A 13,507-nucleotide genomic window follows, 5' to 3' on the forward strand; every position below is an offset into this window, starting at 1 on the left:
GATTTAGTCACGAGGTAGCCGTATGGCCGCGTCCAGTCTCTCGCAGGTGAACCAGAAGTTGGCCTATTGCCGTGCTTTAATGAAGCTGGTTCGAGCAGAGCCCGCTTCCAAAAGGGCCGATGATAGGCTCAGACGCCAAGCGCTCCTGGACGCGGGTGCGTTTCATCTTCTTTGTGCTTACCGCCATTACTTGCGGGAGTTGGCGGAAAACTACGCGGTGCCCGAGACCTCGGGAATTTATACGGAGCAGGATCTGATACAAGCGCTTGAGCGCCTGGGCAAGACCCCCTCCGAACCCAGGGAACTGCAAACATTGAGCGAGAATACCGACAGTTGGCTGGTCGCTCTGCAAACCGCCTACGAGGCGTTTTGGCTGCCCCCTCGGGACTCGGCACAGCGCATTGAGGTGATTGACTTGGATGCTCCTCAAAACGCCGGTCGCCAGGTTTCCCGTCAGAGCCTGGAGGCCTGGTATCAAGCCTTTAACGCCCTCATCGAACGCCAGAGAGAGACCAGCGCGGAGTACTGAAACGGTCGGGGCATATCACTCAACGTGCGGGTCTGTGTTAAACTGTTAATAAATGACTAACGCAGATGACTGCGCCACCTTTGGGCGGCTTGTGAGGAGTATTTATGTCATCATCTCTATATGAAATTGTGGAGCTGTCAAACGGTGACGTGGTCTTGCAAAGGGCCGATGAGGAAACCGAGCCGTTGGTTTGTATCCGTTTCTCCGCTGATTCGCTGTCCTATATGCGCGAGGGCAAGCTGGATGTGGCCAAGGCGATGATTGAAGCGGGCATGGAGGCGGCCAGCGAGATAGCCGAGGATGGTGTTGAGGACTTTCTGGGTGAGTTCGGCTCCGACGAGGAAAAACCAGTTTACCACTGACGGACGGGGTCCCAAGGGGGCGCCCTCAGAGCCCTCTTGCTGAAGGCCGCCTTTTTGATGTCTCTGCCTTGCCCCTGATGGCGGCTGATCGCGGCCCACCGAGCCGATTCGTCCCTGGTAACGGGCCTTGGCCTTGTTTAAATCCTACCGAATACGCAGCAGTAACGCCTGACAGTGTCCCTTCAAGGCGGCCGCTTCCAGTTGTTTCAGTTCCCGCTCGGTCAGGGTTCCCGGGCTGGCAATCACAGTGTGGCTATTGCCTTTGGCCAGCGCTTCCCAGAGAATCCAACGGTTATCTTTTGCTTCTGGCGCGTGAATTAGCCGAATGGCTCTAGGGTCCACGCCATAGCTTTCCAACAGTTTTCGATCGACCGGGCCGGGGCTGATCCAGGTCAGCCAGCGGTCGCTCTGATTGCGGCTCAGGTGCGCCACCATGGGCAGCAACAGTTGGGTTTGCTCCGGGGCGTTGTGGGTCAATACAAGCTCGGTGACGCCACCGGAGGGGGCAGGGGGGGCGAATAGGTCGGCATTAATCACGGCGAATGACTCCTACACTGAGACCTTCGATTGTAAAGTCCTGGTCGCGCAAATCTACTTCAATCACGTCAAAATCGGGATTTTCGGGCCAGAGTTCCACTTGGGCCCGGTTACCGACTCGCTTGAAGCGCTTGACGGTGACCTCTTCCCCAATGCGGGCGACGACAATTTGGCCATTGCGCGCTTGCTGAGTTCGGTGTACCGCCAGCATGTCGCCATCCAAAATACCCACATCTTTCATGCTCATGCCGTGCACTCTCAGCAGGTAATCCGCACTGGGCGAAAAGAAGTTGTGAGGCAGTTGGCAATAATCCTCGATGTGCTCCTGGGCCAGAATAGGGCTGCCGGCGGCCACTCGGCCCACCAGAGGGAGCCCCAGGTCCGGCTCTACCAGCTTAATACCGCGGGAGGCACCCGGAATGACTTCAATGGCTCCCTTGCGCGCCAGGGCCTTAATGTGCTCTTCGGCGGCGTTGGCCGACTTGTACCCCAGGATGCGGGCGATTTCAGCCCGAGTGGGCGGGTAGCCGGTCTCCTCGGCATAGTTCTTGATCAGCTGCAGCACCTTTTCCTGGCGTGGCGTCAAGTTAAGCATGGTGTGCTCCTTTGTGTCTGCGGCCTGGGTCTGTGCGGCCCGGCTGGCTACAAAGTGGGGCCGCCTATATTAGGCGTATGGGTTTTTATACAGCTATTGGGATTATATACAGTTGTTCACTGTATGCAACCCTTTTGGGGTGACAGTCGGCGGAGGGGGTGGGGCCGTCGGTTGGAGTGGCGGCCCCGGGGAGGGTTAGTCGTCGTACCCAGGGAAAAGGTCGGGTTCAATGGTGTGCAGAGGGTTGGTCCAGTTGTCGGCCGGCACGGCCTCGCCGTCATGCCATCGGTCTTCCTGGCTGAGTTCGTAGGCCACATCGGAGTCTTCCGGCGCGGCGGCGGGCACGAGCGGCATCTGAGCCCAGGTTTCGCCGTCAAATTCGCCGATCGCCCCGTCCAGGTACTGGACTTCGATGGTGCCCTGTTCGTCATCCAGTGCCACCACTTCAAACACTTGCTGGTCCTCTTGATCGAAGTACCAGGCACCAATGCTCGGTGATTGAACGCCCATACGCACTTCTCCGGTTGAGTGAAATGACGCCTTCCCCGTGGCGGGGTCAGTGTGGGTTACCATACCACGGCTTTAGGCCGGAATCATGAGGGGCTCCCGGCCGGGTGGGAACTCGTGGGGGGCTGCCCCGGTCGCACCGTTCACCGCTAATTGCCTAATTTTTCTCGCAGTTTTTGTTTTTTCATGGCCGTCGGTATACTGGCGCAAGTCGTAAAAATTCTATCGCGCGGGTTTTACATAAAAACTTCGTCTAACATTGGGAGCCTAATCACACCATGGACCTCTTGGAACTGAGTAAGCAGTGGCTGGTTGATCTGGCCGATCAGGAGCAGCTATGGGTTTTGCACGCATTCGGCATTGTGCTGGGAACCCTCGTCCTCGCCTGGGTGGTCGCTTTTATTCTAAAGCGGCTGGAGAAAAAGGCGGATAAGAACAACGCCATGTGGCTAATGATGCTGTTCGAAGCCGGACGGCCACCGATCAAGGTTCTTATTTGGCTCATTGGCATCAGCTGGGCCAGTTACCTGACCCATCAGGGGACGGACATTGAGTTGATGGGCGTAGTGAAAGTGGTGCGTCAGGTGGGTACGGTTCTGTTGCTCGTCTGGTTCTTGGTGCGCTTTATTCGCCTGGGGGAAAAAGCGTTTTTGCATCCGCGCAAGGGCGATCCAGGCGATCCGACCACTGTCGGGGCGGTCAGCAAGCTATTGCGAGCCACGGTTGTGGTCACCGCGGTGCTGGTAATTATGCAGTCTCTCGGATACAGCATTTCGGGTGTGCTCGCCTTCGGCGGGGTGGGCGGCATTGCCATGGGTTTCGCGGCGAAGGATATGTTGGCAAACTTCTTTGGCGGTTTGACCATTTATATGGACCGGCCTTTTGCCGTGGGGGACTGGGTTCGTTCTCCCGACCAGAATATTGAAGGGGTGGTGGAGAATATCGGTTGGCGGCAAACTCGTATTCGCACGTTTGATCGTCGCCCCCTTTACGTTCCCAACGCCACTTTTACCCAGATTTCGGTAGAGAATCCTTCTCGCATGGAGAACCGTCGGATATTTGAAACGGTGGGCGTGCGTTATGATGATGTCACTCGGCTGAAGTCGATCGTGGACGAAGTTCGGCAAATGTTGATTGACGACGACCGAATGGAAACTGAAAATCAGACGTTAATCGTCAATTTCACAACCTTCGGCGCCAGTTCCCTCGACTTTTTTATCTACACCTTTACCAAGACGGTGAACTGGGTGGAGTTTCATCAAATCAAGGAAGAAGTCATGCTCAGAGTTTCCGATATTATTGGTAAGCATGGGGCCGAAATCGCCTTCCCCACTTCCACCCTGCATGTGCCCAACCCGGTGTCGCTGGCCAAGGCGGACGCCGAGCAGGAGCGCTCCATCGACAGCGAGGCAGAGGAGGCGCAATCGAGCCGTATTGAGGACCGCAAACAGGAGGCGAGCGGCGGGGATGACGCCAGCGATAAGGATAATAAGGACGAAGAGGATGATGGTACGGATGAACAAAGCGGTAAGGGTAATAAGGCCTATAAAGGGCGGCCCTCTTCGGGCGCGTCGAAAACGCGCAATCGCTCCGCTCACGATCCAAAGGCGGGCCCGGACATGAGCGAGAATTCCGGTGAAGGGGGCGAGGGTGAAGAGTAGCGAGGTGCTCCAGGAGGCTACCTGCCTGCACGATCAGGCGAGCTTGCACCATGCTTTGGATCGTCTGGCCACCGATATTGAGCGGACGCTCACTGGGGAGGACCCCCTACTAGTGTTGACGGTAATGAATGGTGGCCTGGTGACAGCCGGTCAGCTACTGACCCGCCTGCCCATGGCTTTGGAAACCGATTATATTCATGCCAGCCGCTATGGGCAGGCAACCGAAGGCGGCGCGTTGCGCTGGGTGCACCGCCCGGAAACCCCGCTCAAGGGCCGGCGCGTGCTTGTTGTGGACGACATTCTCGATCGTGGCTTAACGCTAAGCGCGCTGGTTGACTATGTGCGGCGGGAGGGCGCTCGCTCGGTGCATACGGTGGCCCTGGTGCAGAAGGCGCTGGCGCAGCCTCCCGCCGTTGAGGCGGACTTTGTGGGGCTCACGGTGCCGGATCGTTTTGTCTTCGGGTTCGGTATGGACTGGCGCGGCTTGTGGCGTAACGCGCCGGGAATCTATATAGCGCCGGAATGAAATGCAAACGGTTGCCGTTCATTTTATATAACCAAAAAAGCTAAGAAAGTCGCAAAACCTGCAATTGACTCTGGACAATCGCGGCAATTTAGCTTAAAAAGTGTGCGTTCTGTAAAAAAGCAGGACACTTGCTCTTTTTTGCAACCCAAAATGTGCAAAGTTTTGTGAGAAATTTGTAGTTTGGGGTTACCAAAAGAGGGCAAAGGCCGGCTTTTTTGTCGGTCTTATCGGTATTTTGATAGGACTTTTGATAAGAATAATGAGGTATCATTATGGCTGAGCGCGCATCAGGAACCGTAAAATGGTTCAATAACGCCCGCGGTTACGGGTTTATCACCCGTGGTGACGATAGTGACGATGTTTTCGTTCACTACCGCAATATAAGAGGAGAAGGCTACCGCTCTTTGGCCGAAGGCCAGAGCGTGGAGTTTGAACTGCTCGAGGGCGATAAAGGGCTCCAGGCTGACGATGTGATAGCCGTCGCCTGACTCCCGCTGTCCAAGCGGTCACCCGTCGCCGGTTGAGGGCGGGTGCATACACTCCGAGAGACAATTCTGAATCCTTCCCCCTGTTAGCCTCTCTCCTACTGCTTCTCAACGCTACGGTGCGCTCGCGCCGCCTTTATCCTCCTTCTGGCTCATAGGGGGTGATTTTGATGAGAAGGCCGAATAGCGGGTGGTCGATGTAATGCAGCTCATTGCTGCGCATGCGACGGCGTTGGGTCATGGTGGCAATCCGGCTGGGCAGGTAGTCCTTCCCAAGAAAGTCCGGTTGGCTGGAGGTGGTGTTTAGGCTGCTGTCCCAGGTGTTGCCGCTATCGCGCCAGTCTCGGTTCCACTCGTCGGAGTTTGACCAAGCGGGGCCGGTCGAGGAGGTTGGCTCTGGTGAGGCGCCCTCGGGGAGGGGCTGATTGGGGCGGCGGGGCAGTTCGGGCCAGGCGCCCGGGGGCTGCCCGAAATTAGGCTCAAACTGCGTCAGCCACAGGCGGGTATGCAGGTGCAGGTAGCGGGAAACGCTCAGAGTGACGCTCCCCTCCAATTCGTAGTGGTTGCCGAAGGTCTCCCCTCCCGTGATAAGAATGGCCGGAGAGCGATCTTTTTCCACCATGGGCTGGCGCCAGGCTTCGTGGAAAAGCACCCGGTATTCTCCCGAGCGGGCCATCGCGTCCGCGTAGCGGTCCATGGAGCGCTCATTTTCGGGTAGGCGGTAGAGGGTGTTGTCATCCTCGCCGGTCTGCTTGAGCCGGTCCAGCCCACGGTTCCAGGAGGGGCGCTCTTCCGTTGCCGGCTCCGTGTCGCCATCACTCGGCGAGTCGGCGAGCTCGACCCAATTAAAGGGGTAGCGCAACTGAATATTGCGCGGCCACTGTTCAATCCCGTCCCCGGCGTTTTCCCGGGCAAATACAATCATCTCAACCTGAAACCAGCTGGGGTCGGACTCTTGAGCCACCGACTGATGGGCGAGTGTACCCAGAGCCAGTGCCGAGAGCAGGCTGAGCAGGGACGGAAGCGTAGAGCGAAGAGCGTGGTTCATGAGCGTTTTCCGGGCGTCAGGTGGTCCAGCAGTTCCGAAACGGCGTTCAGACGTGTTTCGCCATTTTCCATATTTCGGACGAATTTTAAATGATTGGCACCGGCCAGTTGGTAGGTTTGTGGGTCACTTTGCACCAATTGTACGATGGTTAGAGGATCGACCTCGGTCTGCTCGGAAAATTCCAGTCGACCGCCGCGATCGCCCGCCTCGAGCTTGGCGATGCCCAGAGCCTCGGCCCGCAACTTCAGGGCCGTGACCTGGAACAGGTTTTTGGTCGGCTCCGGGAGTAGCCCGAAGCGGTCAATCATCTCCACCTGCAGTTCGCGCAGCGCCTCGTCGGACTCGGCGTTTGCCAAACGCTTGTAGAGTACGAGCCGGGTGTGTACATCCGGCAGGTAGTCGGCGGGGATCAGGGCGGGAATCCGCAGATTTACATCAATGCCGCTATCCAGGGGCGATTCGATATCCGGGGTTTTGCCCGCGCGAATGGCTTTGATCGCCCGGTCCAGCATATCCATGTAGAGCGAAAAGCCCACGGTTTGGATCTGACCGCTCTGCTCCTCGCCCAACAGTTCGCCCGCACCGCGAATTTCCATGTCGTGGGTCGCTAGGGTAAAGCCCGCTCCCAAGTCGTGGGCGGCGGCGATGGCGTCCAGGCGTTTGAGAGCGTCGCCGGTCATGGCGCGGCGCTCGGGAGTCAGTAGGTAGGCGTAGGCTTGGTGGTGTGAACGCCCCACGCGACCACGCAACTGGTGTAACTGCGCCAGTCCGAACTTGTCAGCGCGGTGGATGATGATCGTGTTGGCGCTGGGAATGTCGATACCGGTTTCGATAATGGTGGTGCATACCATTACATTGAAACGTTTGTGATAGAAGTTCGACATCACCCGCTCGAGGTCGCGCTCGCGCATCTGCCCGTGGCCGATGCCGATTCGGGCCTCGGGAATCAGCTCGCCCAGCTCCCGCGCCACCCGGTCAATATTCTTCACTTCGTTGTGAAGGTAATAGACCTGACCACCCCGCAGAATTTCCCGCAGAATGGCTTCTTTCACCACGGCATCGTCCTGCTGGCGGACAAAGGTCTTCACCGAGAGTCGGCGCGCCGGCGGCGTGGCGATGATGGACAGATCCCGGATGCCGGACATGGAGAGGTTGAGCGTCCGGGGAATTGGCGTTGCCGTGAGAGTCAGGATGTCGATTTCCGAGCGCAGGGCCTTGAGCTTTTCCTTCTGCCGCACACCGAAGCGATGCTCCTCGTCGATGATCAGTAGCCCCAGGTTCTTGTAGCGAATGTCGCTTTGAATCAGTTTATGGGTGCCGACCACAATGTCGATCTTGCCCTCTTCAAGCCGCTTTAGGACGGCGTTGACCTCTTTGGTGGTGCGAAAGCGCGAGAGGACCTCAATGGTAATGGGCCAGTCGGCAAAGCGGTCCTTGAGAGACTCAAAGTGCTGCTGGGCCAGTAGGGTAGTGGGGGCCAGTAGGGCCACCTGCTTGCCGCTGTAACTGGCGATAAACGCCGCTCGCATGGCCACTTCCGTCTTGCCGAAACCCACGTCGCCGCAGACCAGGCGGTCCATGGGTTGGGGCGAGAGCATATCGCTCACTACCGCCTCAATCGCCCGCTGCTGGTCCGGCGTTTCCTCGAAGGGGAAGGCCGCGGAGAAGCTCTCGTAGGCCGCCTTGGGGTCGTCGAAGGCAAAGCCCTTGCGGGCCGCCCGGCGAGCGTAGATGTCCAGCAGTTCGGCGGCGGCGTCCCGGACCTGCTCGGCAGCCTTGCGCTTGGCTTTTTGCCACTGCTCACTGCCGAGCTTGTGCAGTGGGGCCAGCTCCTCGTCCGCGCCGCTGAAGCGGCTGATCAAATGGAGGTTGGTGACCGGGACGTACAGCTTGGCGCCCTCGGCGTATTCCAGGGTCAGGAACTCGGTGGCCTGGCTGTCCACTTCCAGCGTCTCCAGGCCGCGATAGCGGCCCACGCCGTGGTCAATGTGGACAACCGGGGCTCCGGGTTTGAGTTCGGTCAGGTTTTTGACTACCAGATCGCTGGCGTCCTGGGCTTGACGCCGCCGGCGCTGCTGTTGGACGCGATCGCCAAACAGTTGCGATTCAGCGATAACCGCCAGTTTGGGGTCGCTGAGCAGCAGCCCCTGATCGAGCGGGGCGACTGAGAGGGCCAGAGGTTCATTGGAGTCGACAAAGCCGGACCAACTCTCGACCACCGAGGGTTTGACGCGAATGCGCCCGAGTAACTCCAGTAGCGTTTCCCGCCGGCCCGCGGAGTCCGCACAGAACAAAACCCGGCCCTCGTACTCCATCAGAAACGCTTCCACCGCGGTGAGGGGGTTCTCGGCCTGGTGGTTGATCGGCAGGCTGGGAGGCGTCTGTGTGGCGAAGTTGTGCCGTCCTTCGCCTTCGGCCACCGGCTCGGCTTCAATAAAGGTGCGGCTCATGGGCTTGAGCAGCCCGAAAAACTCATCGATGCCTAGATAAATGTCGCGGGGCGGCATGATCGGCCGCTGCGGGTCCACCTTGCGGCTTTCGTAGCGGTTTTGAAGTTCGGCCCAGAAGCGCTCGGCGGCCGTTTCCAGCGCTCCGAGGGCATACACTTGAGTGTTCTCCGGTAGGTACTCAAACAGGTGGCTGGACTGATCGAAAAAGAGCGGCAGGTAGTACTCAATTCCGGGGGGCGCGATGCCGCTGCATACGTCCTGGTAGACCGGGCAGGCCTTATGGTCGACGTCGAACCGCTCGTGCCAGTGGTCCCGAAAGCGAGCGATGCCGGCCTTGTCCAAAGGAAATTCCCTTGCCGGCAACAGCTGGATGCGCTCGACCTGTTCCACCGTCATCTGAGTCTCTGGGTCGAAACTGCGCAGGGTTTCCACTTCATCGTCAAACAGGTCGATACGGAAGGGGTGCTCGCTCCCCATGGGGAAGAGGTCGATCAGCGAGCCGCGCACGGCGAACTCCCCGTGCTCGTACACGGTGTCCACGCAGTGGTAGCCGGCTTTTTCGAGATTGGCGCGCAGGCCCTCAATATCCACGCGCTCTCCGGGCTCCAGCAACAGACTGTTGGCCAGCAAATAACTTTGCGGCATTAAACGCTGTAGGATGCTCGTCACTGGTACCACTAATAAACCCTGGCGGGTTTGCGGTAAGCGGTATAGGGTGTTCAGCCGCTCGGAGACGATGTCCTGGTGAGGGGAGATGGTGTCATAGGGCAGCGTTTCCCAGTCCGCCAAATGCAGCACCGGCAACTGTCCGTCGCAGAAGTAACTGAGTTCGCTCTCAAGCCGTTGGGCCGACAGAGTGTCGGGTGTAATCACAAGGCTGAGCCCCGCGTGCCGGCGGGCCGCGCTGGCCAGGGCGAGGGCCTGAGCGGCCCCCTGCAGCTGCCCCCAATGCTGGCGGTTGCCGGGGCGGGAGGAAACGGGTGGATTGAGTGGATTGGACTGACTCATAAAACGGCTGACCGGGCCAAAAAGGCGCCATTGTACCCGACCTGATGACTTTGTGTCCGGGGGGATGGGCCTCGGTTCGCCGAAGAGACCGTCGGCGCGTAAGCATTGGTGCGGTAAGCACAAAAAAGGTGCTTGCGGACTGGTCTTTCGGCGCTGCGATCTTTATAATTGCGGCGATTTTTCCATGGGTCGGGGCGCGATTTTCGCCCAAGCGGACTCCTCAAGGGGTGTTGAGGCGGAGAAATCTCACGGTATTTGCGCTTTTCAAAGGAAAGTGCGCCGCCCAAGGGGGCGCCCCTGAACACACGCTTCCAAGTTTAAATAACGCTTTCGCACACACAAACGCATTCCGGCCTGAGCCGGGTGGCAGGAATGGGGTGGGCGAAGCGTTGTCTGGAAGTCCGGCATACGACACCGGCCATTCGGGTCCGTTCCCGAAGGGTCAGTTTATCCAACGAGTGATTAGGCAGAGACGTATGATAAAGATCCGTCGGGGATTGGATTTACCTATATCCGGTGCACCCGAGCAGGCCATCAGCGAGGGTCCCAAAATCCGCTCTGTGGCTGTCATCGGTTTTGATTACCACGGTATGAAACCGACCATGGCAGTTCAGGTGGGGGACAAGGTCAAGCTCGGACAGTTGCTGTTTACCGATAAGAAGACCGAAGGCGTGCGTTATACCTCGCCGGCGGCCGGTACGGTAGCGGCCATCAATCGTGGAGAGCGGCGCGTGCTCCAGTCGGTCGTGATCGATGTGGAAGGCGATGAAGCCGAGTCCTTTGAAGCGTTTAAGGGCACCGAGCCCTCGCAGGTCTCCGATGAGGATGCCCGCGCCCTGCTGAACGAATCCGGTCTCTGGACGGCGCTGCGGACCCGCCCCTATAGCAAGGTGCCGGCACTGGATAGCAAGCCTAGCTCTATTTTCGTGACGGCCATGGATACCAACCCTCTGGCCGCGAACCCTGAAGCTATCATTGCTGAGCAGGCCGAGGCTTTTAAAAGCGGCTTAACCGTTCTTGCCCGCATGACCGAAGGTAAGGTGTTTGTGTGCAAGGCGCCCGGCGCGAACATACCGCAGGCCTCGGGTGAGCGCTTTGTGGCCGAAGAGTTCGGCGGCGTGCACCCGGCGGGCAACGCCGGCACCCACATTCACCACCTGGACCCAGTCAGTGAGCGCAAGAGCGTCTGGACTGTCAACTACCAGGACGTGATCGCCATTGGCCAACTGTTTACCTCCGGCAAGCTTATGGTCGAGCGCGTGGTGGCGCTGGGTGGCCCTCAGGTCGATAAGCCTCGTTTGGTGCGCACCCGTCTGGGCGCCAACCTGGAAGAGCTCACGGCGGGGGAACTCAAACCAGCGGAGAATCGTTTGATTTCCGGTTCGGTTTTCGGGGGCCGCGCCGCCCTCGGGCCCCTTGCTTACCTCGGTCGCTATCACCAGCAGGTGTCCGTGCTGGAAGAGGGCAACGACCGTCCCATGCTGCATTACCTGCGTGCGGGCTTCAACGCCTTCTCGGTGATGGGGATTTACGTCTCCAAGCTGTTTAAAGGCAAGCGCTTCAACTTTACCACCACCACCGGTGGCAGTGAGCGTGCCATGGTGCCGGTAGGTGCCTATGAAAAAATCATGCCCCTGGACATACTGCCGACCCAGCTGTTGCGTTCGCTGATCGTCGGCGATACCGAAACCGCCCAAAAACTCGGTTGTCTGGAACTGGACGAGGAAGATCTGGCGCTTTGTACCTTTGTTTGCCCCGGTAAATACGAGTACGGCCCCATCCTTCGTGACAACCTCACCCGTATTGAGAAGGAGGGCTAAGGTATGAAAGCTTTGCGCAATTTCCTCGACAAGATCGAGCCGAACTTCCACAAGGGCGGCAAATACGAGAAGTGGTACTCTCTGTTTGAAGCGGTCGATACCATTTTCTACCGCCCCTCCAGCGTGACCAAAACCACGGCCCATGTGCGCGATGGCATTGACCTCAAGCGCATTATGATTACCGTATGGTTGTGCACCTTCCCGGCCATGTTCTACGGTATGTATAACCTGGGCTTCCAGGCCAACACCATCATGGCCGAAATGGGCATGTCCGGGGTGGAAGGTTGGCGCGGCGCCTTTATTGGAATGATGGGCGGCTATGACGCCAGCAGCGTTTGGGATTCGTTCTGGCACGGCGCGGCGTACTTCGTCCCCATCTACTTTGTAGTGTTCGTTGTGGGCGGCTTCTGGGAAGTGCTCTTTGCCATGGTGCGCGGCCACGAAGTGAACGAAGGTTTCTTTGTGACGTCCGTGCTGTTTGCCCTGATTTGCCCGCCGGATGTCCCCTTGTGGCAGGCGGCGCTGGGTATTAGCTTTGGCGTAGTGGTCGGCAAGGAGGTATTTGGCGGCACCGGCAAAAACTTCCTCAACCCGGCGTTGACCGGGCGAGCCTTTATGTTCTTCGCCTACCCGGCGGAAATGTCCGGCGATGGGGTATGGACCGCGGTAGACGGTTACACGGGCGCGACTGCTTTGTCCGTGGCCTTTCAGGACGGCATGCAGGGCTTGACTCAGCAGTTCTCCTGGATGGATGCGTTCATCGGTCGAATTCCCGGCTCCATTGGTGAAGTGTCCACGTTGGCGATTTTCCTCGGCGGTGCGGTATTGCTGGTTATGGGCATCGCTTCCTGGCGTATTGTTGGCGGCGTTATGCTCGGCATGGTGGCCACTACCTTGCTGTTCAATGCCATCGGCTCCGATACCAACTCCATGTTTGCCGTGCCCTGGTATTGGCACATGGTCTTGGGTGGTTTTGCGTTTGGCATGATCTTCATGGCCACCGACCCGGTCTCGGCCTCCATGACCAACACCGGTAAGATCTGGTTTGGCGCCTTGATTGGATTCATGTGTATTCTGATTCGTGTGGTAAACCCCGCGTTCCCGGAGGGGATGATGTTGGCCATTCTGTTTGCCAACCTGTTTGCACCCCTGATTGACCATTTTGTCGTAGAGGCGAATATTAAGCGGAGGTTGGCACGTGGCTAATAACGATACGATCAAGAAAACTCTAACGGTGACACTACTGCTGTGTATTGTCTGCTCGGTGGTGGTATCCACCGCGGCGGTCATGTTGCGGCCCATGCAGGAGGCGAACCGGGAGCTGGATTTCAGAACCAATATTCTCGCGGCCGCTGGCCTTCAGGATGTCGAAGGTAGTGTGAGTGAGGTGTTCGAGAAGCGAGTGGAAGCTCGGGTAGTGGACCTTAATACCGGTGACTTCACCGATGCCAAGAATCCGGAAGACTATGATCAGTGGGCAGCGGCCAAAGATCCGAGCCAGTCCATGGATCTGTCTCAAGAGCAAGACATCGTGGGCATCGGTCGCCGGGAGCAGTACGCCGAGGTTTACATGATTCGCACGCCCGAAGGGGAGCTGGAAAGCGTAGTACTGCCGGTTCGCGGTTACGGCCTCTGGTCTACCCTGTACGGCTTTATGGCGGTTAAGCCCGATGGTAATACCGTCGCCGGCTTGACCTTCTACGATCATAAAGAAACCCCCGGACTTGGTGGTGAGGTGGACAACCCCAAGTGGAAGGCCATATGGGAAGGCAAGGAAATCTACGGTGAAGACGGCAATGTGCAGTTGTCCGTCGTGAAAGGCAGCGTAGAGTCCTCTGCTCCCAACTCCGAATACAAGGTGGACGGCCTGTCCGGCGCCACCTTGACCAGCCGCGGCGTGGACGCTCTGGTGGAGTTCTGGCTGGGCGAGCTGGGTTTTAAGCCGTTTTTGAAAAATTTGCGCGAAGGGGAGGCCTAAG

13 protein-coding genes are annotated in these 13,507 nt (G+C 58.3%); 8 read left to right on the forward strand and 5 right to left on the reverse strand.

Features of this window, described 5'->3' with window-relative positions; translation table 11 throughout:
* Positions 1 to 22: 22 nt before the first annotated feature.
* Both AAE514_RS00925 and AAE514_RS00930 read left to right on the forward strand, forming a co-directional pair.
* Positions 23 to 529 carry a DUF6586 family protein gene (locus AAE514_RS00925; RefSeq protein ID WP_347329598.1) on the forward strand — a complete coding sequence of 169 codons (507 nt, stop codon included), beginning with the start codon at positions 23 to 25 and terminating at the stop codon, positions 527 to 529.
* A 104-nt stretch (positions 530 to 633) separates the two neighbouring features.
* On the forward strand, positions 634 to 891 hold the full coding sequence (locus tag AAE514_RS00930; RefSeq protein WP_347329599.1) for a hypothetical protein: 258 nt from the start codon (positions 634 to 636) through the stop codon (positions 889 to 891).
* 144 nt (positions 892 to 1,035) lie between these two features.
* On the opposite strand, the gene AAE514_RS00935 is transcribed toward AAE514_RS00930, so the two are convergent.
* The 3 genes from AAE514_RS00935 to AAE514_RS00945 all read right to left on the reverse strand — a co-directional run bounded on the left by AAE514_RS00935 (position 1,036) and on the right by AAE514_RS00945 (position 2,533).
* Complete coding sequence (locus AAE514_RS00935; protein WP_347329600.1) at positions 1,036 to 1,428, reverse strand: cell division inhibitor SulA; 393 nt, start codon at positions 1,426 to 1,428, stop codon at positions 1,036 to 1,038.
* A complete protein-coding gene (lexA, locus tag AAE514_RS00940) occupies positions 1,421 to 2,023 on the reverse strand; it encodes a transcriptional repressor LexA (protein ID WP_347329601.1) in 603 nt (200 codons plus the stop codon). The genes AAE514_RS00935 and lexA overlap by 8 nt, the downstream gene beginning before the upstream one ends.
* A 195-nt stretch (positions 2,024 to 2,218) precedes the next feature.
* Positions 2,219 to 2,533 carry a DUF6763 family protein gene (locus AAE514_RS00945; protein ID WP_347329602.1) on the reverse strand — a complete coding sequence of 105 codons (315 nt, stop codon included), beginning with the start codon at positions 2,531 to 2,533 and terminating at the stop codon, positions 2,219 to 2,221.
* Between the two features lie 275 nt (positions 2,534 to 2,808).
* On the opposite strand from AAE514_RS00945, the gene AAE514_RS00950 reads away from it, so the two are divergent.
* The 3 genes from AAE514_RS00950 to AAE514_RS00960 all read left to right on the forward strand — a co-directional run bounded on the left by AAE514_RS00950 (position 2,809) and on the right by AAE514_RS00960 (position 5,205).
* The gene (locus tag AAE514_RS00950; RefSeq protein ID WP_347329603.1) at positions 2,809 to 4,191 is read left to right on the forward strand and encodes a mechanosensitive ion channel family protein; all 1,383 of its coding nucleotides are present in this window, start codon (positions 2,809 to 2,811) and stop codon (positions 4,189 to 4,191) included.
* A complete protein-coding gene (locus AAE514_RS00955; protein WP_347329604.1) occupies positions 4,181 to 4,717 on the forward strand; it encodes a hypoxanthine-guanine phosphoribosyltransferase in 537 nt (178 codons plus the stop codon). The genes AAE514_RS00950 and AAE514_RS00955 overlap by 11 nt, the downstream gene beginning before the upstream one ends.
* Positions 4,718 to 4,989: 272 nt before the next feature.
* Complete coding sequence (locus AAE514_RS00960) at positions 4,990 to 5,205, forward strand: cold-shock protein (RefSeq protein WP_347329605.1); 216 nt, start codon at positions 4,990 to 4,992, stop codon at positions 5,203 to 5,205.
* A 133-nt stretch (positions 5,206 to 5,338) separates the two neighbouring features.
* Here AAE514_RS00960 and AAE514_RS00965 read toward each other — a convergent pair whose 3' ends face one another.
* The gene (locus AAE514_RS00965) at positions 5,339 to 6,250 is read right to left on the reverse strand and encodes a CsiV family protein (protein ID WP_347329606.1); all 912 of its coding nucleotides are present in this window, start codon (positions 6,248 to 6,250) and stop codon (positions 5,339 to 5,341) included.
* Positions 6,247 to 9,708, reverse strand: coding sequence for a transcription-repair coupling factor (mfd, locus tag AAE514_RS00970; RefSeq protein WP_347329607.1), 3,462 nt, complete (start codon positions 9,706 to 9,708; stop codon positions 6,247 to 6,249). Before mfd ends, AAE514_RS00965 begins: the two co-directional genes overlap by 4 nt.
* Positions 9,709 to 10,184: 476 nt before the next feature.
* Here mfd and AAE514_RS00975 point away from each other — a divergent pair, with 476 nt between their 5' ends.
* Genes AAE514_RS00975 through AAE514_RS00985 form a run of 3 tightly spaced genes read left to right on the forward strand, consistent with a single transcriptional unit; the run spans position 10,185 to position 13,506 of the window.
* Entirely contained in the window at positions 10,185 to 11,528 is a 1,344-nt protein-coding gene (locus AAE514_RS00975; RefSeq protein WP_347329608.1) for a Na(+)-translocating NADH-quinone reductase subunit A, read from the forward strand.
* Between the two features lie 3 nt (positions 11,529 to 11,531).
* A complete protein-coding gene (locus AAE514_RS00980) occupies positions 11,532 to 12,734 on the forward strand; it encodes an NADH:ubiquinone reductase (Na(+)-transporting) subunit B (protein ID WP_347329609.1) in 1,203 nt (400 codons plus the stop codon).
* On the forward strand, positions 12,727 to 13,506 hold the full coding sequence (locus tag AAE514_RS00985) for a Na(+)-translocating NADH-quinone reductase subunit C (protein WP_347329610.1): 780 nt from the start codon (positions 12,727 to 12,729) through the stop codon (positions 13,504 to 13,506). Before AAE514_RS00980 ends, AAE514_RS00985 begins: the two co-directional genes overlap by 8 nt.
* The last annotated feature ends 1 nt before the right edge of the window (position 13,507 follow it).

The sequence above is a fragment of the Marinimicrobium locisalis genome (genome assembly GCF_039822625.1).
Taxonomy (GTDB): domain Bacteria; phylum Pseudomonadota; class Gammaproteobacteria; order Pseudomonadales; family Cellvibrionaceae; genus Marinimicrobium; species Marinimicrobium locisalis.